Origin of the sequence: Bacillus sp. FSL R12-0074 (assembly GCF_038005725.1) — a bacterium.
Lineage (GTDB): Bacteria > Bacillota > Bacilli > Bacillales > Bacillaceae_G > Bacillus_A > Bacillus_A mycoides.
On the sequence record NZ_JBBOTR010000001.1, the window covers coordinates 4096235 to 4116313 of the forward strand.

18 protein-coding genes are annotated in these 20079 nt (G+C 37.4%); 2 read left to right on the plus strand and 16 right to left on the minus strand.

The genetic code is table 11. The features are described from left to right. Positions 1–5: 5 nt before the first annotated feature. The 6 genes from bfmBAA to NSS97_RS21240 form a co-directional block, all read right to left on the minus strand. On the minus strand, positions 6–1007 hold the full coding sequence (gene bfmBAA / locus NSS97_RS21215; protein WP_002033961.1) for a 3-methyl-2-oxobutanoate dehydrogenase subunit alpha: 1002 nt from the start codon (positions 1005–1007) through the stop codon (positions 6–8). Between the two features lie 27 nt (positions 1008–1034). Next, on the minus strand, positions 1035–2456 hold the full coding sequence (gene lpdA / locus NSS97_RS21220; RefSeq protein WP_107886366.1) for a dihydrolipoyl dehydrogenase: 1422 nt from the start codon (positions 2454–2456) through the stop codon (positions 1035–1037). A gap of 4 nt (positions 2457–2460) precedes the next feature. After that, positions 2461–3564 carry a butyrate kinase gene (buk, locus tag NSS97_RS21225; RefSeq protein ID WP_002088555.1) on the minus strand — a complete coding sequence of 368 codons (1104 nt, stop codon included), beginning with the start codon at positions 3562–3564 and terminating at the stop codon, positions 2461–2463. A gap of 87 nt (positions 3565–3651) precedes the next feature. Next, positions 3652–4752 (minus strand): leucine dehydrogenase, encoded by a 1101-nt coding sequence (locus tag NSS97_RS21230; RefSeq protein WP_002015088.1) that lies wholly within the window; start codon positions 4750–4752, stop codon positions 3652–3654. Positions 4753–4787: 35 nt separating this feature from the next. Further along, entirely contained in the window at positions 4788–5687 is a 900-nt protein-coding gene (gene yqiS / locus NSS97_RS21235) for a phosphate butyryltransferase (protein ID WP_002033959.1), read from the minus strand. 195 nt (positions 5688–5882) lie between these two features. Next, complete coding sequence (locus NSS97_RS21240) at positions 5883–7955, minus strand: sigma-54 interaction domain-containing protein (protein WP_044442647.1); 2073 nt, start codon at positions 7953–7955, stop codon at positions 5883–5885. A gap of 137 nt (positions 7956–8092) precedes the next feature. Here NSS97_RS21240 and NSS97_RS21245 point away from each other — a divergent pair, with 137 nt between their 5' ends. After that, on the plus strand, positions 8093–8326 hold the full coding sequence (locus tag NSS97_RS21245; RefSeq protein WP_001190193.1) for a DUF2627 domain-containing protein: 234 nt from the start codon (positions 8093–8095) through the stop codon (positions 8324–8326). A gap of 51 nt (positions 8327–8377) precedes the next feature. Here NSS97_RS21245 and NSS97_RS21250 read toward each other — a convergent pair whose 3' ends face one another. After that, positions 8378–9106: a glycerophosphodiester phosphodiesterase family protein gene (locus tag NSS97_RS21250; protein ID WP_107886365.1), complete on the minus strand. Its 729-nt coding sequence runs from the start codon at positions 9104–9106 to the stop codon at positions 8378–8380. 50 nt (positions 9107–9156) lie between these two features. On the opposite strand from NSS97_RS21250, the gene NSS97_RS21255 reads away from it, so the two are divergent. Further along, the gene (locus tag NSS97_RS21255) at positions 9157–9303 is read left to right on the plus strand and encodes a YycC family protein (RefSeq protein ID WP_001247671.1); all 147 of its coding nucleotides are present in this window, start codon (positions 9157–9159) and stop codon (positions 9301–9303) included. 155 nt (positions 9304–9458) lie between these two features. On the opposite strand, the gene spo0A is transcribed toward NSS97_RS21255, so the two are convergent. From spo0A to xseA, 9 genes are all read right to left on the minus strand, one after another. Then, entirely contained in the window at positions 9459–10253 is a 795-nt protein-coding gene (gene spo0A / locus NSS97_RS21260) for a sporulation transcription factor Spo0A (RefSeq protein ID WP_002015081.1), read from the minus strand. 286 nt (positions 10254–10539) lie between these two features. After that, the gene (gene spoIVB, locus NSS97_RS21265; RefSeq protein WP_002015079.1) at positions 10540–11832 is read right to left on the minus strand and encodes a SpoIVB peptidase; all 1293 of its coding nucleotides are present in this window, start codon (positions 11830–11832) and stop codon (positions 10540–10542) included. Between the two features lie 119 nt (positions 11833–11951). Beyond that, positions 11952–13691 (minus strand): DNA repair protein RecN, encoded by a 1740-nt coding sequence (gene recN / locus NSS97_RS21270; RefSeq protein WP_002088564.1) that lies wholly within the window; start codon positions 13689–13691, stop codon positions 11952–11954. A 270-nt stretch (positions 13692–13961) separates the two neighbouring features. Then, positions 13962–14411: an arginine repressor ArgR gene (gene argR, locus NSS97_RS21275; RefSeq protein ID WP_002015076.1), complete on the minus strand. Its 450-nt coding sequence runs from the start codon at positions 14409–14411 to the stop codon at positions 13962–13964. 142 nt (positions 14412–14553) lie between these two features. After that, positions 14554–15393: a TlyA family RNA methyltransferase gene (locus NSS97_RS21280; protein ID WP_002015074.1), complete on the minus strand. Its 840-nt coding sequence runs from the start codon at positions 15391–15393 to the stop codon at positions 14554–14556. 3 nt (positions 15394–15396) lie between these two features. After that, a complete protein-coding gene (dxs, locus tag NSS97_RS21285; protein WP_002088566.1) occupies positions 15397–17289 on the minus strand; it encodes a 1-deoxy-D-xylulose-5-phosphate synthase in 1893 nt (630 codons plus the stop codon). A gap of 307 nt (positions 17290–17596) precedes the next feature. After that, complete coding sequence (gene ispA / locus NSS97_RS21290; protein WP_002015072.1) at positions 17597–18490, minus strand: (2E,6E)-farnesyl diphosphate synthase; 894 nt, start codon at positions 18488–18490, stop codon at positions 17597–17599. Next, the gene (gene xseB / locus NSS97_RS21295; RefSeq protein WP_000428422.1) at positions 18490–18720 is read right to left on the minus strand and encodes an exodeoxyribonuclease VII small subunit; all 231 of its coding nucleotides are present in this window, start codon (positions 18718–18720) and stop codon (positions 18490–18492) included. Before xseB ends, ispA begins: the two co-directional genes overlap by 1 nt. Further along, the gene (xseA, locus tag NSS97_RS21300; protein WP_002015068.1) at positions 18710–20068 is read right to left on the minus strand and encodes an exodeoxyribonuclease VII large subunit; all 1359 of its coding nucleotides are present in this window, start codon (positions 20066–20068) and stop codon (positions 18710–18712) included. Before xseA ends, xseB begins: the two co-directional genes overlap by 11 nt. Positions 20069–20079: the final 11 nt, after the last annotated feature.

Genomic DNA, 20079 nt, shown 5'->3' on the forward strand with positions numbered 1-20079 from the left:
CCCCCCTATTCTGCGTATACGTGCTTCAATGCATCTTCAGGTGCTGCATACGGAGCATTTTCTGCATATTCTGTTGCTTCATTTACGATATGCATAATTTCGTCTAGCATTTGTTTTTCAAATTCCTCAGTTAACACACCAACTTCTTTTAAATAAGCTGCAAATGTTATAATTGAGTCTTTTTTCTTCGCTTCTTCTACCTCTTCTTTATCACGATAAACACGATCATCGTCGTCACTAGAATGTGCTGTTAAACGATATGATACTGCTTCAATTAAAGTCGGACCTTCACCACGACGACCGCGGTCTGCTGCTTCTTTTACAGCTTTATATACTGCAAGCGGATCGTTTCCGTCTATTGTATATCCAGGCATGCCGTAACCAATTGCACGATCTGATACGTTTTTACATGCTAATTGTTTTTCAACTGGAATAGAGATTGCATATTTGTTATTTTCACACATGAAAATAACAGGTAGTTTGTGTACACCAGCAAAGTTTGCTCCTTCATGGAAGTCACCTTGGTTTGATGAGCCTTCTCCGAATGTAACGAACGTTACTAAATCTTTCTTCTCCATTTTTCCAGCTAGTGCAATACCAACTGCATGTGGTACTTGCGTTGTTACTGGTGATGATCCTGTAACAATACGATTTTTCTTTTGACCGAAGTGACCAGGCATTTGACGACCACCAGAGTTTGGATCTCCAGCTTTTGCGAAAGCAGACAACATAAGCTCTTTAGCTGTCATACCAAACGCTAGTACAACACCCATATCACGGTAGTATGGTAATGCATAATCTTTCTCTCTATCAAGAGCGAACGCCGCTCCAACTTGTGCAGCCTCTTGTCCTTGACAAGAAATTACGAATGGAATTTTACCTGCACGGTTTAATAACCACATACGTTCGTCAATTTTACGTGCAAGTAACATCGTACGGAACATTTCTAATACTTGCTCATCACTTAAGCCAAGCTCTTCATGGCGCTTTTCTTTTACTTCTGCCATTTTTCATAACCTCCTAAATCCACATTTTTATGCGTGTAACGCTCTTCCATCTACAGCAAGTGCAGCTTCACCAATCGCCTCAGATAATGATGGATGCGGATGAATTGTATGTGCTACTTCCCAAGGTGTTGCATCAAGTACTCTTGCAAGACCAGCTTCAGAAATCATATCTGTTACATGTGGTCCGATCATATGAACACCGAGAATGTCATTTGTTTCTTCATCAACTACAAGTTTTACAAAACCGTCTGATTCTCCGTATACAAGTGCCTTTCCGATTGCACGGAATGAGAACTTACCTACTTTTAACTTATAGCCTTTTTCTTTTGCTTCTTGTTCTGTTAAGCCGACAGAAGCAACTTCTGGACTACTATATACGCATTTTGATACCATAGAATAATCAATTGGTGTAACTTCTTGACCAGCGATATGTTCTACTGCAACAATTCCTTCATGAGAAGCAACGTGAGCAAGTTGCAAGCCACCGATTACATCTCCAATTGCGTAAATATGAGATTCCTTCGTTTGATAAAACTCATTTGTTTGAATGTACCCTTTTTCCACAACAATATCTGTGTTCTCTAAGCCCATATTTTGCGTATTCGCTTGTCTTCCTACAGATACAAGCATTTTTTCTGCTTTAAATGCTTTGTTCTCACCGTTATGTTCAGCTTGAATTGTTACTCCATTATCTTTTACCAATGTTTCTGGTAATACTTTTGCACCAGTTACCACTTTAATACCTTTTTTCTTGAATAGACGTTGCATTTCTTTTGAAACGTCATTATCTTCTAGTGGTAATATGTTTTTCGCATATTCTAATACAGTAACTTCTACACCGAAGTCAGCAAGCATAGATGCCCACTCAATACCAATTACACCGCCACCAACGATAATGATTGAGCTAGGAAGCGTTTCCATTTTTAGGGCATGATCCGAAGACATTACATACTCTCCGTCTAACTCTAATCCTGGTAATGAATTTGGACGAGAACCTGTTGCAACAAGTACATTTTTTGGAATTAACATTTCATTCTCTTCTCCACTTGCAAGTTCAACTGAAATTGTACCTGGCATTGGAGAGAAAATAGATGGGCCAAGAATACGGCCAATACCTTCAAACACATCAATTTTACCTTGTTTCATTAAATGCTGAACGCCTTTATGAAGCTGCGTTACAATCTTCTCTTTACGCTCTTGTACTTTAGCAAAGTTTAGTTCTACATTACTTGCAATAACTCCGAACTCTTCTCCTTTTTTAGCAGTTGCGTATACTTCCGCACTACGTAAAAGAGCTTTACTAGGAATACATCCTTTGTGTAAACAAGTACCACCAAGATTTTCTTTTTCAACAAGTGCAGTTTTTAACCCTAGTTGTGATGCACGAATAGCAGCAACATATCCACCAGTACCGCCGCCAACGATGACTAAATCATATTCTCTTGCCATTATCTCAACCCCTAGCTACTGTTTGTTTTTCTCGTACAATATATTCTTTTGGAGCTTCTTCTTCACGTAATACACGAAGTGCTCCTTCTGCTAACGCTTGTAATTCATCTTCTCCTGGATGTACGATAACATCTGCAATCCAGTGAACACGTTCTTTTATTTCATCGACAAGAATTTTACTGTATGCAAGTCCACCAGTTAATACGATTGCATCGATTTTCCCGTGAAGTACAGCACTAGCTCCGCCAATCTCTTTTGCAACTTGATACGCCATTGCTTTATAAATAAGAGTTGCTTCAGGGTCACCTTTTTCAACCATTTGTTCTACTTTAATTGCATCGTTTGTACCGATAAGACTTACAAGTCCACCTTGTCCGACAAGTTTTTTAACCATTTCGTCTCGGTAATACTCACCAGAAAAACACATTTCAACTAATTGTCCTACTGGTACTGTACCAGCACGCTCTGGACTAAATGGTCCTTCTCCGTTTAAGCCATTATTCACATCGATAACTTTTCCTTTTTTATGAGCACCAACTGTAATACCGCCGCCCATATGTGTAACTAATAAATTTAAATCCTCGTATTTGTGGTTTAATTCATCTGCTACTTTACGAGCAACCGCTTTTTGGTTTAATGCATGGAAAATACTTTTACGTTCCATACCGGCAATACCGCTAATACGAGCAATCGGTTCCATTTCATCTACAACGACAGGATCCACAATGAATGCAGGAATATTTAATCCAGAAGCGATTTCATAAGCTAGAATGCCTCCGAGATTTGAAGCGTGATGACCGCTAAATCCATTTTTTAAATCTTCTAACATCGCATCGTTTACTGTATACGTACCACCTTCGATTGGACGAAGTAATCCACCACGCCCACAAACAGCGTTTAATTTTGAAATGTTAATACCATGAGAATGTAGAACTTCTAAAATCGTTTCTTTACGAAACTCATATTGGTCGATAATTCGCTTATATTTTCCAATCTGTTCTACGTCATGACGAATAGTTTCTTCTAGAACGGGTCTTTCATTATCAAAAACACCAATCTTTGTGGATGTACTACCTGGGTTAATAACAAGAATTCGATTTACAGACAATGTTGCTACCTCCACTAATAAATTTAAAAGGAAGTGGAAACCTCATAAGAGGTAACCACACCTTTTGTAAAAGTTATATATGAATGATTAGCGACGGCTAATAATGTCGTGACCGTTGCGTAAGTATGTGCTACGAGAGTTTTTCAAGCTTGCAATGCGCTCTTCAGCTAGACGATCTGCTGCTACATAAGTTGCTATGCCATCGCGTTTTGAAATTTCGATTACTTTTGCAATTGTGTCATAAATAGACTCAACACGTTTTAATGCACGTTCTCTATTGTATCCATATAATTCGTCTGCTACGTTAATTACGCCACCTGCATTAATAACATAGTCTGGTGCGTATACAATACCCATTTCATGAATAAGGTCGCCGTGACGATCTTCTTTTAATTGATTATTTGCAGAACCTGCGATTACTTTTGCTTTAAGTTGTGGAATAGTTTCATCATTAACTGTTGCGCCTAATGCACATGGTGCGTAAATATCACATTCAACACCGTAAATTTCATTTGGCTCAACTGCTGTTGCACCGAATTCTTCTACTGCACGTTGTACAGCTTCTTTATTAATATCTGTAACGATTAATTTTGCTCCTTCAGCGTGTAAATGTTTGCATAGGTGATATGCTACATTACCAACACCTTGAATAGAAATTACTCTTCCTTCTAGGTTATCTGTACCAAATGCTTCTTTTGCAGCTGCTTTCATACCACGGTAAACACCGTATGCAGTTACTGGAGATGGGTTACCAGAAGAACCGAATGATGGTGAAATCCCTGTTACAAAATCAGTTTCCTCATGGATAATATCCATATCATCTACTGTTGTACCAACATCTTCTGCTGTAATGTAACGTCCGTTTAGTCCTTGAATGTAGCGTCCTAATGCACGGAACATCGCTTCGCTTTTATCTTTACGTGGATCACCGATAATTACTGTTTTTGCACCACCTAAGTTTAAACCAGCTGCTGCATTTTTGTATGTCATCCCTTTTGCAAGACGCAATGCATCTTCAATCGCCGCTTCTTCAGAATCATATGTCCACATTCTTGTTCCACCAAGAGCTGGTCCAAGTGTTGTATCATGGATTGCAATGATTGCTTTTAAACCAGATTCTTTATCTTGACAAAATACCACTTGTTCATAATCATATTTTTCTAAGTATTCGAAGATTTCTAATGTCATTGTCGTTTCCCCCTAATTGTTTTACCCTATTTGGTTTATTTTGAAGCAGTCGCAACTGCCAATGCTAATGAATATACTTTTGTTTCTGCTGAATCAGCACGTGATGTTAAAACAATCGGTGCTTTAGCGCCAGCAATCATCGCTCCTACCTTTGCATTTGCAAAATAGACGAGTGATTTATATAGCACATTTCCAGCTTCAATCGTTGGGACGAGTAAAATGTCTGCCTTACCTGCTACATCACTTACTATGCCTTTATGTTCTGCTGCAATTTGTGATACTGCATTATCTAAAGCAAGTGGTCCATCAACGACACAATTTTTAATTTGTCCGCGGCGATTCATTTGAGTTAACATCGCTGCATCAATTGTCGCTTGCATCGCAGGATTAACAACCTCTACCGCTGCAATTGGCGCTACCTTTGGCAAATCAATTCCTATTGCCTGGGCAACTTCTACAGTATTTTGTATAATAGCAGCTTTTTGTGTTACATCAGGTGCAATGTTCATCGCTGCGTCTGTAACAAAAATAAGACGATCGTAATTTGGAACTTCAAACGCTGCAACATGTGAAAGCACGCTGCCCTTACGAAGTCCCCACTCTTTATTTAATACAGCTTTCAAAATATTTGCTGTTGGGATGTTCCCCTTCATTAGCACATCTGCTTCGCCATTGCTTACAGATTTAACAGAAAGTTCTGCAGCCTCAGCACTTGACGCTGCTGCAATCACTTCAATATGTTCTGAAGTTTGTAACCCATGCTCTTGTAGCATCCCTATTATTTTCTCTTGATTTCCATATAGACGAAATTGAGCTAGCTGTAACTTGATTGCTTTCGCTACAGCTTCAATTACTTCATGATCTTCAGCTACTGCTACAGCCACAGTTTTTTTAGGCTGTCCTGCTGCTTGATCAATTAAGTGTTCTAACTTCATATTTTGTAATCAACCCTTTCCGTCGTCCCTCGTCTATTCATTAAGCAAATACCGTGCCAACTTTCAAAAGTGGTCTTACCAATAATGAAAACGCATTCAAAATGCAGCAAAATCAATACTTTGGAAAACAACGAAATATTCTGTCTCGTTTTGTCGCTTTTTGTATACCACGCAATAAATTGCACGGTACGCAATTTATTGCATGCTATTTTTTGCACAGTCATACTTTTCTAGCTTGTAATATAAGTTTCGAACTGAAATTCCTAACGCTTTTGCAGTCTTCGTTTTGTTCCCATCAAATTTCTCTAAATATTCACGGATAATATTCCCCTCAAATTCTGTCACTAGGTGTTCAAGGGCCTTCTCTTCTAATTCAGGTAATAAATTATTTTGTTTCGTCTCTACTTGTTCTTCTTTATGTAAAGGCGGTAAATGATGTACATCAATATATATTTCGTTATAATTCATAAAGATAATAGCTCGTCCTAAAATATTTTCAAGTTCCCTAACATTCCCTGGCCATTCATATGATTGTAAATACGAAACGGCTGAATCGGTGAGTCCTTCTACATTACGACCATAATCTTGATTAATTTTTTGAATTAACCTTTCTGCAATCGCTGGTATATCTCCTTTACGCTGACGAAGGGAAGGAATTTGAATCGGGATTTTATTTAAACGATAATATAAGTCCTCTCGGAAATTCCCTTCTAAAATAGCTTTTTCTAAATTCACATGCGTCGCAGCGATCACTCGAACATTAATAGGTATTGCTTTCGTTCCCCCTACTTTCACAATTTCTTTTTCTTGTAGCACACGAAGGAGCTTCGCTTGCGTATTTGCAGATAACTCTCCGATTTCATCTAAAAAAACACTTCCATTATTCGCTTCTTCAAAGAATCCTCGTTTCCCGCCTCTTTTCGCTCCAGAAAACGCGCCTTCCTCATAACCGAATAATTCACTTTCTAATAAGGTCTCAGAAATAGCAGCACAGTTTACTCGTACAAACTTATTGTATTTTCGATTACTACTGTTATGAATAGCGTGTGCAAATAACTCTTTCCCCGTACCAGATTCCCCTCTAAGCAATACTGTTGCCGGTGTATTCGCTCCAAGTTTTGCTTGTTCAATAGCTGCCGTCGTTTCATCTGAATCACCAACAATATCATCAAATGAATATTTTGCTTCTAACGTTCGAATAATTTGTCTTGCCCTATTCAATTCATTTGTTAACTTTTGAATTTCTGATACATCGCGAATTACCCCGACGCTCCCTTTCAATATTCCATCGACAATAACCGGTGCTACGTTTACAATTACATCTCGCTTTTTTTGCCCAATCTTCATATGTATTCCTCGTACCGCTCGGCGCGTCCGAAGTACTTTCATATGCATACTTTCACCTTCCACAATATCAGTTGTAGCCGGCTTCCCAATAATTTCTTCTTCAGTCAAACCCGTTAACTTCGTATAAGCAGGGTTTATAACTAGTCCTCTTCCTTTCTCATCAACAACCGAAATTGCTTCCTCAGATGAGTTAATAATCGCCTCAAGTAGCGTTTGAATTTCTTTTAAGTCTGTAACTTCTTCCGCTAAATCTACAACTTCTGTAATGTCTTTAAAAATCGCAAATGCCCCTTGAACCTCTCCACCTTCTTTTAATATCGGAATACGCGTTGTAATAATCTTTTTTTCATTCTCTAACGTCAGTTCATGATTCACTTCTATTTTTTTCGTGCGTATAATACGAAGCAACTTACTCGTTGGAATAACTTCTAAAATATATTTCCCTATTGCTTCCTCTTTTTTATATCCAGTAATACGCTCTGCGCTTTTATTAAACAGACGAACTTGTCCCTCTTGGTCTATAACAATCATACCGTCATGCGTTGAATTTAAAATTAAATTCCCTTGTTGCGTCTGTTCTTCTAGCTTTCCAATTAAGCTTTCCTTCTCATGCGCTAGTCTCGTAACAATTTTTGCAATATCCCCTGGTATAAGAAGGGTGTCTTTATGCTTGCTTCCCAATAAAACTTTATGTAAATCATAATCACCTGTCATATCAAACATTACATCAATATGCATAGAAAGAAACGGAGTTACACTATCACCAATCGGAGTCCCATATTCCTTTGCGATTTGTAATCCTTTCGCAATTGGATTACTATCAATAACTCCTATAATTTGAAATATATTCGAATTTTGCAACAGACTCAGCAGTGTACTCCCACCTTCACCTGCTCCAACAATTAACACATTTTGTTTCATACATTACACTTCCTCTCGAAGTATCTCTGCAAAATTTTTCACATTCTTATCTTACTCGTTCAGCAACCTCTTGACAAACCCCCATTCCATATAACATCATTAAAATACACAAAATAATCTGAAAAGGAGCGTTATGTATGCAGCGTTACCTCGCTCTATTATTAGCACTCATCCCCATTTCATTAGCCGTGCTTGGTATTAAACTAATGAGAGATACTGTATTTGGGATTTTGTTCTCCCCAATCCCTATATTATGGTTACAATTTTTAATCGGCGCTCTTTGCTTCGCACTCGGGTTTTATATCTTCGGCGGCTTCGTCTTACACAGAGATCGTAAGAGAAATAAAGTACAAGCACGCTTCAGAAGATAAAACAAAGTTTTCACATATCATAAATAAAAAATGAGACCATTATATTAGGTCTCATTTTTTTATCGGTAATAAAGTTCTTGCTGTTTCAGGATAATCAGTAATAATCGCCGATATGTTCATATCAAAATATTTACGCATAAGCGTTTCTTCATTTATCGTGTAAGGACGAACCTCTACACCACTTCCCATCGTTAATTCAGCGATGGCATCTTGAAGATAACGATAATTCGGATGCACTGCAGTAGCACCCATCTTTTTTGCATATGCCCACGGGCTATGCAAACCTTCACGATACAAAATAGCTGTTTGAATATCAGGAGCCATCAAATGACATTTTTTCATACTGTAGTGATTAAACGAAGAAAATATAACACGATCCTCTAGACTAAACTTACGTACAAGTGTTATAACCTCTTCTTCTAAACCTCTGTATGGGATTTTATTATTTTTCAGTTCAATATTGAGTAGCAATTTCGTTTTTGTGAGCCATTCTAACACCTCTTCTAGAAGAGGTATTTTGCAAAAACCTACTTTGTCACCGAATTTATAACTCGCATCCAACTTACATAAATCCTCATATAAATAATTTCGAACCGCACCTTTTCCATTTGTTGTCCGATCCACCGTTTCATCATGAATAACGACAACTTTTCCATCTTTCGTGAATTGAACATCGAGTTCAATTCCGTCTGCCCCGAAAGCCTCTGCTGCTTCAAATGAAATCATTGTATTTTCCGGATACGTTCCCGCCGCACCACGATGCGCAAATATAAGAGTCATCCTCACTCCCCCAATCTTATGCTATACTATACGAAAAAGGAGGTACTTCTATGAGACCATTACAAATTTCTCCAGACACTGCAGTCCGCCTATCAAAAGCGTTAGGTGTTCCACTTGAGCAACTTATGCATATGCCACAGCATATTTTAATCCAAAAGTTAGTTGAATTAGAAAAACAAAATAAAGACGAAGAATAATATAGTCCTGTTTTGCAGGGCTTTTTATTATCATCTATTATATCATGGATAACTTCCCCGCTAAAATTATGAATGCGAGAAACAAAATAAAAGATCAACGAGTGTTTTAAACTCATTGATCTTTTATAAAAATATTTATTTTGAATATACTAATCTCAACTAGCCTTATGTTCAAGTCTTAGCTTATCCGCAACCATTGCGATGAACTCGGAGTTCGTAGGTTTTGCTTTTGACATGGATACTGTATAACCAAATAAGGACGAAATAGAATCAATATTCCCACGGCTCCAAGCTACTTCAATTGCGTGACGGATTGCGCGCTCGACACGGCTTGCTGTTGTATTATATTTCTTTGCAATATCTGGATATAATACTTTCGTAATAGATCCTAGTAATTCGATATCATTGTACACCATAGAGATTGCTTCTCGTAAGTACATGTACCCTTTAATATGAGCGGGTACACCAATTTCATGAATGATACTTGTAATACTCGCATCTAAGTTTTTCGGTTTTCCATCGATCGTTGTTGCTGATCGGAAAGATGGTAATGGACGTTTAATAGTAGCACTTTCCTTACCACTAACTTGACGAATATGACTTGTTAAATTCTCCATATCAAATGGTTTTAATATGAAATATGATGCCCCTAAATCAACCGCTTTTTTCGTCACATCTTCTTGTCCGAATGCTGTCAACATAATAACGCTAGGTTGTCTTAACCTTTCAATATGTCGCATTTTCTCTAGCACAGCCAGACCATCTAAATGTGGCATAATAATGTCTAAAACGAGTATATCAGGCTGCTTTTCTTTCAATAAGTTTAAACATTCTTGACCATTGTAAGCAATTCCGATAACTTCCATATCATCTTGGGCAGCAACATAACTCTCTAGCATCGATACCAATTCTTTATTATCATCCACAAGACATACTTTAATTTTCTCCACAGTTTTTCCTCCCTTACCGAATCGATTCTTCCGACATGTGTAAGCTTCTAGGCTACATGAATTGTTCGACAATTGTGTGAAAATTCCCTTTAAAGTTTCTTACTTTCCGATAAAATCACAAAAAAATATGTTTATCGTTCATTTTTTTACTTTCGCAACACATTCCATCATAGAATTACAGCGAAACGTTCAACCCTTTGCTTATATCTTACAACAAAAAACAGCCCTTGCGGAGCTTTTACAAAATTTCAACGAATTTTTCAAAAGAAAAGCGAGCTAATATGTATTAGCTCGCTTTTTTCTCTTGATCATAAATATTAATTCCAGCCTCATGTAACATCCATTCAATATGAACACCGTATCCTGACGTTGGATCATTTACAAATACATGTGTAACCGCACCAATTACTTTCCCATTTTGTACAATCGGACTTCCACTCATTCCTTGTACAATACCACCCGTTTTTGCTAGTAAACGTTTATCTGTCACTTTTATAACCATACCTTTTGTAGCCGGGAACTTTTGTGGTACCGTACTAACAACTTCAATATCAAACGCTTCCACCTTATCTTGATCAATAACTGTTAATATTTTCGCTGGCCCTTCTTTTACTTGATGGGATAATGCGATAGGCATTGCTTTATCCATTATGCCGTTTGTCATATCTGTGTTTAATTTCCCAAAAATACCATACGGGCTATTTATTGTAATATTACCAATCACTTCACGATCCGGTGAAAATCTTGCTAATTTTTCTCCCGGGTTCCCGTGACTTCCTCTTTCAATAGACGTTACTGTCGAACGCATAATTTGTCCATCTTCTACTTGAATTGGCTTTTTTGTATCATTATCGGAAATCACATGACCAAGCGCTCCATATTTCATGGAATCTGGATGTACAAATGTCATCGTTCCGATACCAGCTGCTGAATCACGAATATACAGTCCAATTCGGTAAGAGGATTCACCATTGTCTTTTTGTGGTGTTAGCTTAGCACGAATATATTTTCCATCTCTTAATAAAACAAGATTAAGCGGTTCACCTGTTTCTCCACTATTATGAATAAATGGTGCTACATCACTCATTCTTTCAATTGTTTTACCATTGATTTCAGTAATCATATCTCCAATCTGTACACCAGCTGTTTCACCAGGAGATACTTTACCCTTTTCAGTTTGAATTAAATGATGGCCTACAACAAGTACACCTTTTGTGTTCAATTTCACACCAATCGATTGTCCACCTGGAATAACTTTAAAATCTTTTAATACTTTCACATTTACTTTTTTCACTGGAAAACCAGCAAGTTGAAACACCATATCAGCTTCACCATTTTGGTGAGAATTTACCATAAGTTCTTGTTCATTTGAACTTACAGTAAACACATTACGATTTGTAGATGCAGCCTTAAAAACTGGTAATGATGCTATTTCTGATTGTTGTCCTTCAAAAACAACAAGTTGCTTCGGAGATGAAATAAACGTTCGAAGCGGTTTAAAACATCCAATAAAAACTAGAGAAACAAGGAGACAAAGACCTATTATTTTTCGAAATCTTTCTAATTTCAATTTGTTCACTCTCCTCGCTCCTACCCCACATTCAGCCTCTTGGCTTCACTTTTTAATCTCTCCTTGCAGCGCTTTATTTATAACCGGAAGAATTAAGAAATCGTCATTTGAGAAAAAAAAGCTATCCATTACTGGATAGCCTCTGCTGTCTGTTTGAAATGATGCGCTTGCGTAAGTAACTCTTTCGCATGCTCTGTCGTTAAATCTGTAATTTCAACACCAGAAATCATTCGAGCAATTTCTGTTACTTTTTCATCCGTACTTAACACAGTAACCGATGTAATCGTACGATCATTCGCCACTTGTTTTCTAATAAATAAATGAGAGTCCGCCATTGAAGCTACTTGAGGTAAGTGCGTAATACAAAGTACTTGCGAGTTTACTGATACACGATAAATTTTTTCCGCAATAGCCTGTGCAACCCGACCACTCACACCCGTATCCACTTCATCAAAAATAACAGATGCAACACCTTGATGCTTAGAAAAAATGCTTTTTAAAGCTAAAATAATACGAGATAACTCTCCGCCAGAAGCGACCTTTGAAAGTGGCTTTAACGGTTCACCCGGATTCGTTGAAATATAAAATTCCACATGATCGTAGCCATCCGCCGTAAGTTTTACCGGTGTTCCTTCCACGAGAGGTTCTTCTACATTTCCTACCCTCTTCATAATTCTCACTTCAAATTTCGTTTTTTCCATATATAGTTCTTTTAATTCTTGATGAATAGCGCTTGTAAGATGATCTGCAAGCTCATGACGCATAGTACTTAACAACGTTGCTTCTTTTACAATAACACCTTCTAATTTCGTTAACTGCTTTCTCGTCGTTTCAATATGCACGTCTTTATTTTCAATCGTAAAAATTTCTTGTTCAATTTTATCAGCATACGCTAAAATCTCTTCTACAGTATTTCCATACTTTCTCTTTAACATACGGATTTCATTCAAACGTGTTTCAATTTCATCTAGACGTTTCGGATCATATTCCATCATATCTAATTTTTCTCTAAGCTGGTATGCAACTTCTTCTAATAAGTAATAACTATTCGCAATAGAATCATGATTTTCTTGATACGCTTCATCTAAGTGCGTAATACTCTCCATTTGTCCCATTGCATTTCTTACGTGATCCAATCCCTGTCCGTCTCCACTTAACGAACGATACGCATCTCCTAATGCTTTATAAATCTTTTCAAAATTGGAGATTTTTAATCGTTCCTCAGTCAATTCATATTCTTCATCCATTTTTAAATCCGCCTTACGAATTTCTTCATGTTGGAATTGAATTAAATCTAGACGATGGGCCATTTGTTGTTCATTTTCACTTAAAGATTTCAGCTGTTTTTTTAACTTCTCATAGTCTGTATATACATTTTGATATATGCCCAATTGTTTAACAATGCGATTTCCATCAAAATGATCAAGCATAAACATATGACGCTCTTCATTCATTAAATCTTGTGTTTCATGCTGTCCATGAATATCAACTAGCGTTTTTCCAATCTCTTTTAATATGCTGAGTGTAACAAGTTTCCCATTTACACGACAGACACTTTTTCCGTTCGCAGCGATGTCACGCTTCAAAATAATCATGCCATCTTCTATTTCTATATCTAACTCTTCTGCCTTTGCGATACATGGATGTTTGTCATCTTCTACATAGAATAAGCCTTCTATCTCAGCCTTTTCTGTTCCATATCGAACAAATTCTGCTGAACCACGGCCACCAACAAGCAAACTAATTGCATCAATAATAATGGATTTTCCAGCTCCTGTTTCACCACTTAAAACGGTTAAACCTTTTTGAAAAGAAATATTTAATGCCTCAATAATAGCAAAGTTTCTGATCGATAATTCCGATAACAATGCCCCATTCACCTCGTTATAAACTAATCCCCTATTAAGGGCTTTTCTCAGTATTCTTCATTCAAATAGTTATACTATATGTTTGTATGTATAAATTACTCTTCTAACCCGCTCCATTGTACCAAACATTCGTTTTACGGGTCAATCCACCTATTTTCTAACTTCATTCAAAAAAAATAATGTATTGTATTTAAAAATCCGTATTTTTCGCCAATAAAAATATCTTGTTTACTTTCCACTTTACAGAGGAAAGTAAACAAGATTTTTCTGTTAAAGCATATTTAAGAAACGATCAGAGACAACACCTGTATCTTCAGGTGTACGGCAAATAATTAAGCAAGTATCATCACCACAAATGGTTCCGACGATCTCATCCCACTCTAAATGATCAATGAGTGCCCCAAGTGAATGAGCGTTACCAGGCAATGTTTTTAGCACAAGCATATGTCCTGCCGTGTCTAATTTTACAAATGAATCCACTAGATTTCGTTTTAATTTTTGCAACGGATTAAATCGTTGATCTGCTGGCAAGCTATATTTATAGCGGCCATCATGTAATGGCACCTTCACTAAGTGCAGTTCTTTAATATCGCGCGATACTGTTGCTTGCGTTACATTAAACCCCACATTACGTAAAATATCAACTAGCTCATCTTGTGTTTCAATTTCTTTGTTAGCAATAATTTCCCTGATTTTAATATGGCGCTGACCTTTATTCATACATTTGCACCTCACACTATCTCTTACCATAGTTTAAACATTGGTATACTTCATTTATTTATGTTACCGTATAATCCATTACTTGTACACAATTGTTTTTACAATCATTATACGATTACAACAAAAAGAGGAACAACATATGTTATTCCCCTTTCCCTTTTTGTTTTAGAACATCATGTGCTTCTGTAACAACTTGCTCAATAGAAACCGGAGAATGATTTTCGCCATTCTCACGCTCACCGTGCCACTTTAGATGAATTAAAAATTCAATATTTCCATCCCCGCCTGTAATTGGTGAGAATGTTAAACCTTCGATATTATAGCCTTCCTTAAGAGCAAAATCGACAATCATTTCCACGACAGCTTCATGTACTTTTCTATCACGGACAATGCCTTTTTTCCCGACTTGTTCTCGTCCAGCTTCAAACTGAGGTTTAATCAATGCAGCTACATCACCATTTGGCATAAGCATTGTTTTTAAAACCGGCAATATAAGCCTTAATGATATAAATGAAACATCAATACTTGCAAACTGCGGTAAACCACGCTCTAAATCTGCCGGTGTCACGTAACGGAAGTTCGTTCGTTCCATCACAACAACACGCTCATCTTGACGCAATTTCCACGCAAGTTGATTATATCCTACATCTAATGCGTAGGATAACTTCGCCCCATTTTGAAGCGCACAGTCTGTAAAACCACCAGTTGATGAACCAATATCTATCATAACCTTATCTTGTAAATCAAGTTGAAATGTTTCTAATGCCTTTTCAAGCTTATAACCACCACGGCTTACATACGGCATGACTTGCCCTTTCACCGTAATCTCCGTATCTTGTGAGATTTTCTCCCCTGGCTTATCGAGTCTCATTTCATTCGCATATACAAGACCTGCCATAACAGCACGTTTAGCCTTCTCACGCGTTTCTATAAGTCCTCGCTCTACTAATAGTACATCTACTCTTTCTTTTTTTACGCTCATTTGTTACGCCCTTTTTTGTTTTGATGGAATCATTGTATGAATACGGTCTACAACAGCATCTGTTGTTAAACCAATTTCTTCTAACAGTTTTGTTACACTACCATGCTCTATGAAGCGATCAGGAATACCCATTCGTTCAATTAAAGCACTATGGTATCCGTTCTCAGAAGCAAATTCAACTACTCCCGTTCCAAAGCCACCGATTAAACAAGCCTCTTCAATCGTTAAAATCGGTATATTTTTCCCTAAAAGCTCATGTAAATATGCTTCGTCCATCGGCTTAATAAAGCGAGCATTCACTACTTTCACTGATACTCCAGCTTGTTCAAGACGCTCAGCTGCTTCCATTGCCATCGGGATTGTCGTACCAAACGTTAAAATTGCTGCTTGTGTGCCTTCTTTTAACGTTTCCCATGTACCGATTGGAATCGCCTTTAATTCTTCATCCATTTGAACGCCAAGTCCATTTCCGCGTGCATAACGTAAAGCAATCGGTCCATCTTCGTATTGCATCGCTGTATATACTAAATGTTGACCTTCATTTTCATCTTTCGGCATCATAAGCACCATATTCGGCAAGTGACGTAAAAACGCGATGTCAAATACACCTTGATGCGTTTCACCGTCTGCTCCTACTAATCCAGAGCGATCTATTCCAATGAAAACATTTAAATTCTGGCGACAAATATCATGAACAACTTGGTCATATGCTCTTTGTAAAAATGTTGAATAAATTGCTAGAAACGGCTTCATCCCTTGTGTTGCCATACCAGCTGCCATTGTTGTAGCATGCTGCTCTGCAATACCTACATCAATCATGCGATCCGGAAATTCTTTTTGGAATTTCTCAAGTTTCGATCCAACAGGCATTGCAGGCGTAATTGCAACGATACGTTCATCCGTTCTCGCTAGCTTAAGCACTGTTTCACTAACAACAGCACTCCATGCTGGTGCAACTTCTTTCGGTTTAACGAAGTCACCTGACTCAATTTTATACGATCCTGTTCCATGCCAAGTTCCAATAACGTCACTTTCAGCTGGTTTATAACCTTTTCCTTTTTTCGTAATAACATGAACAAGTACTGGGCCTTTTGTTTTCTTTGCATATTGCAACGTTTCGAATAACTTTTCATAATCATGCCCATCGACCGGACCTAAATATGTAAAGCCTAATTCTTCAAAAAAGACGCCTGATACTAGTAAATATTTTAGACTATCTTTTATTTTCTCTGCTGTCGCAGCAACTTTCCCGCCGACTGCTGGGATTTTCTTCAATATATACTCTAGTTCATCTTTTACCCAATGGTACTTCCCTGCGGTACGTAAACGACCAAGTACATTATGAAGTGCACCGACGTTTGGTGCAATTGACATTTCATTGTCATTCAAAATAACAATCATGTCCGTTTTTTCATGCCCAATGTGGTTCAATGCCTCTAAAGCCATTCCGCCTGTTAATGCACCATCGCCAATGATTGGTATAACGTATTCTTCCGTTTTCTTTAAATCACGTGCTAGAGCCATTCCCATTGCAGCAGATAACGACGTTGAACTATGACCAGTTTCCCAAACATCATGCTCACTCTCGCAGCGTTTTGGAAAACCACATAGACCTTGGTATTGCCTTAATGTGCCGAATTCTTTCGCACGCCCTGTTAAAATTTTATGTACATAGGATTGATGTCCTACGTCCCATAAAAACTTATCTTTCGGACTATCAAATAATTTATGCAGAGCAATTGTGAGTTCTACTACACCTAAATTAGGTGCAATATGTCCACCTGTTTGAGAGAGCTCTTCAATTAAAAACTTACGAATATCCTCACTCAACCCCTCTAGTTCACTGATAGACATATCTTTCAAAAAACTAGGGTTTTGAATTTGCGTTAGATCCACATGGATCACTCACTTTCATTTCATAATCTGTCAACATGTCAAATATTATAAGAAACATTTACACAACACAAGAAATTATCTTTTCTATTCTTTTTATCTTGTCCTGCTTTCAGAAAACACTTCCATTTTTTCACTTATCATATTATACATCATATTTCTTTACGTGATGAAAAAAATAGCCGCTAACACGAAGTGATAACGGCAATGTAATCTACATATATTTTTGCCAATAACAAGAAAAGAAAAACCTTTCCTACATTTATATCATAAAATGATGAATGACTCAACAAATGGAAACGCTGTTATATTAGTTATTACGTTTTGCGATTAAATCACAAATAGATAGTAAATATTCATCTTGTAATTGTAAGGAGCTAATAGAATCTTTTGCTTTTGCAATTTTCTCCTCTAAAATAGATTTTGCTCTATCTACAGTAAATAACGTCGTATATGTGCTCTTCTCGTTGGAAGCATCACTACCAATCGGTTTTCCAATCTCTTCTTCTGTTCCTTCTACATCCAAAATATCATCTCTAATTTGGAAAGCTAGACCGATATATTTCGCAAATGCAAGTAACTTCTCTTCTTGCTCTTCTGTAGCATCAGAAAGTATCGCTCCTGCAAGTACAGCAAACTCAAGCAGTTTACCTGTCTTATGATTATGAATGTACTCTAATTCATTAATTGTAAGTCGTTTTCCTTCAGCTTCCATATCTGCCACTTGTCCAGCAACCATTCCTTCAGGTCCTGCTGCTTTCGCAAGCTCAAGTACAAGTCTTACTTTTTTTTCAGCAGAGATTTCTTTTTGCTCATATGCCATAATAACTTGAAAAGCATATGTCAACAAACCATCTCCCGCTAAAACTGCCATTGCTTCACCAAATACTTTATGATTTGTAGGCTTTCCTCGTCTTAGATCATCATCATCCATACAAGGTAAATCATCATGAATTAACGAATATGTATGAATCATTTCAAGGGCACAAGCTGCACCCACTCCAAGATTTCTTTCTTTCCCAAACGCTTGTAACGTTGCAAATAAAAGTAACGGGCGGAGACGTTTCCCACCCGCTTCCAAAGAATATGCCATCGCTTCACGAAGCACATTTGGACATTGTAATTCATTTGCATAGCTTACAAGCTTTTCTTCTACGAAAGTTTTACTCTCTTTCAAAAAAGCATCAAAAGCTATATGTGTCACTATGCTTCATCTCCTAAAGCAGTAAACGGTTTAAGCTCTCCATCTTCCCCAAGGATAACTGCCATTTGTTCTTGTACATCTTTCAATTTCTCATCACAAAGCTTAGATAATTCCATGCCTTCCTTAAAATAAGAAATTGCTTCCTCTAAAGGTACATCACCTTGTTCAAGCTTAGAAACGAGATGCTCAAGCTGCGAAATTGCTTCTTCAAAGCTTAACTTATTTTCCATTATTCAATTCACGCTCCTCTATGCTTGATACGCTACAATCTAGTATTCCATCTTGTAATTGAACCGAAACAGCATCTCCAAGGCTAACATCTTTCACGCTTTTTAATACTTGTTTCTCTTCATCGTATACAAGCCCATACCCTCTCATCATTACTTTAAGCGGGCTTAATACCTCAAGCTTTTGAGCCGCTCTCACAAATACGAACTCCTTCGTTTGAAGTAATGTTTGCATTTCACGTTGCAACTGCTTTTGCAACGTTTCAATTGCCGTTTTCGTTTGTATAATTTTTTGAGATGGGTGGTGCTTTTCTAAATAAAATGAAAGTTGCTTTAATTGATTTACTTTTTTATCTATATAACGCTCTTTCGCTAAAACAAGTTGTTCAAGAGCCCTGTCTAACTGCTCTTCTTTTTGCTCGTACACTTGCCTTGGATAACGGAACGCATAAGATTTTTGTAACACTTGCAGTTTTTCTTCTTTTTTATGTACTCTCTCTCTCATTGCTCTTTGCAATCTCAGAGTTCTTTGTAATACCTTTTCTTGTAACTCTATAGTATTAGGTACCGCCAACTCAGCTGCTGCAGTCGGTGTTGGTGCACGTAAATCCGCGACAAAATCTGCGATTGTAAAATCTGTTTCATGGCCTACAGCCGAAATAATCGGAATCTCACTTGTGAAAATTTCTCTTGCAACTACTTCCTCATTAAAGGCCCATAATTCTTCAATAGAGCCTCCACCACGTCCAACAATTAAAACATCAATATCTCCCATTTCATTCGCTGTACGAATTGCTTGTACAATCGAGGGAGCTGCTGACTCCCCTTGTACAAGTACAGGAAACACAATAACATTTCCAATTGGATATCGACGTTTAATTGTTGTTATAATATCGCGAATTGCTGCTCCTGTTGGCGACGTGATTACACCTATTGTTTTAGCATACGGAGGAATTATTTTTTTATAAACTTGAGAAAACAAGCCCTCTTCCTCTAAACGAACTTTTAATTGCTCATAAGCTAAATGCAAGTTTCCAATTCCGTCAGGCTGCATGTCTTGAATATAAATTTGATAAGAACCACTCGCCTCATAAACAGAAATCTTTCCTTTTACAAGTACTTTCATTCCATTTTCCGGTCTGAATTTAATGTTACGATTATGACCCGCAAACATAACCGCTGCAATTCTTGCATTTTCATCTTTCAATGTAAAATACATATGACCACGACTATGATATTTAAAGTTGGAAATTTCTCCTTTTAACCAAACAGACTGTAAATGCGGATCATACTCTATTTTTGTTTTAATATAGCGTGTTAATGCTGTAACGGTTAAATATTGTTTCTCCATTTCTCTCTCCT

What these genes read in the sequence shown, in the direction of transcription:
- NSS97_RS21255 (WP_001247671.1), top strand. Translation starts at nt 9,157, where the DNA reads ATGAGACCATTACAAATTTCTCCAGACACTGCAGTCCGCCTATCAAAA.
- NSS97_RS21280 (WP_002015074.1), bottom strand. Translation starts at nt 15,393, where the DNA reads ATGAGCGTAAAAAAAGAAAGAGTAGATGTACTATTAGTAGAGCGAGGA.
- NSS97_RS21245 (WP_001190193.1), top strand. Translation starts at nt 8,093, where the DNA reads ATGCAGCGTTACCTCGCTCTATTATTAGCACTCATCCCCATTTCATTA.
- yqiS (WP_002033959.1), bottom strand. Translation starts at nt 5,687, where the DNA reads ATGAAGTTAGAACACTTAATTGATCAAGCAGCAGGACAGCCTAAAAAA.
- NSS97_RS21240 (WP_044442647.1), bottom strand. Translation starts at nt 7,955, where the DNA reads ATGAAACAAAATGTGTTAATTGTTGGAGCAGGTGAAGGTGGGAGTACA.
- bfmBAA (WP_002033961.1), bottom strand. Translation starts at nt 1,007, where the DNA reads ATGGCAGAAGTAAAAGAAAAGCGCCATGAAGAGCTTGGCTTAAGTGAT.
- argR (WP_002015076.1), bottom strand. Translation starts at nt 14,411, where the DNA reads ATGAATAAAGGTCAGCGCCATATTAAAATCAGGGAAATTATTGCTAAC.
- lpdA (WP_107886366.1), bottom strand. Translation starts at nt 2,456, where the DNA reads ATGGCAAGAGAATATGATTTAGTCATCGTTGGCGGCGGTACTGGTGGA.
- NSS97_RS21250 (WP_107886365.1), bottom strand. Translation starts at nt 9,106, where the DNA reads ATGACTCTTATATTTGCGCATCGTGGTGCGGCGGGAACGTATCCGGAA.
- xseB (WP_000428422.1), bottom strand. Translation starts at nt 18,720, where the DNA reads ATGGAAAATAAGTTAAGCTTTGAAGAAGCAATTTCGCAGCTTGAGCAT.
- NSS97_RS21230 (WP_002015088.1), bottom strand. Translation starts at nt 4,752, where the DNA reads ATGACATTAGAAATCTTCGAATACTTAGAAAAATATGATTATGAACAA.
- xseA (WP_002015068.1), bottom strand. Translation starts at nt 20,068, where the DNA reads ATGGAGAAACAATATTTAACCGTTACAGCATTAACACGCTATATTAAA.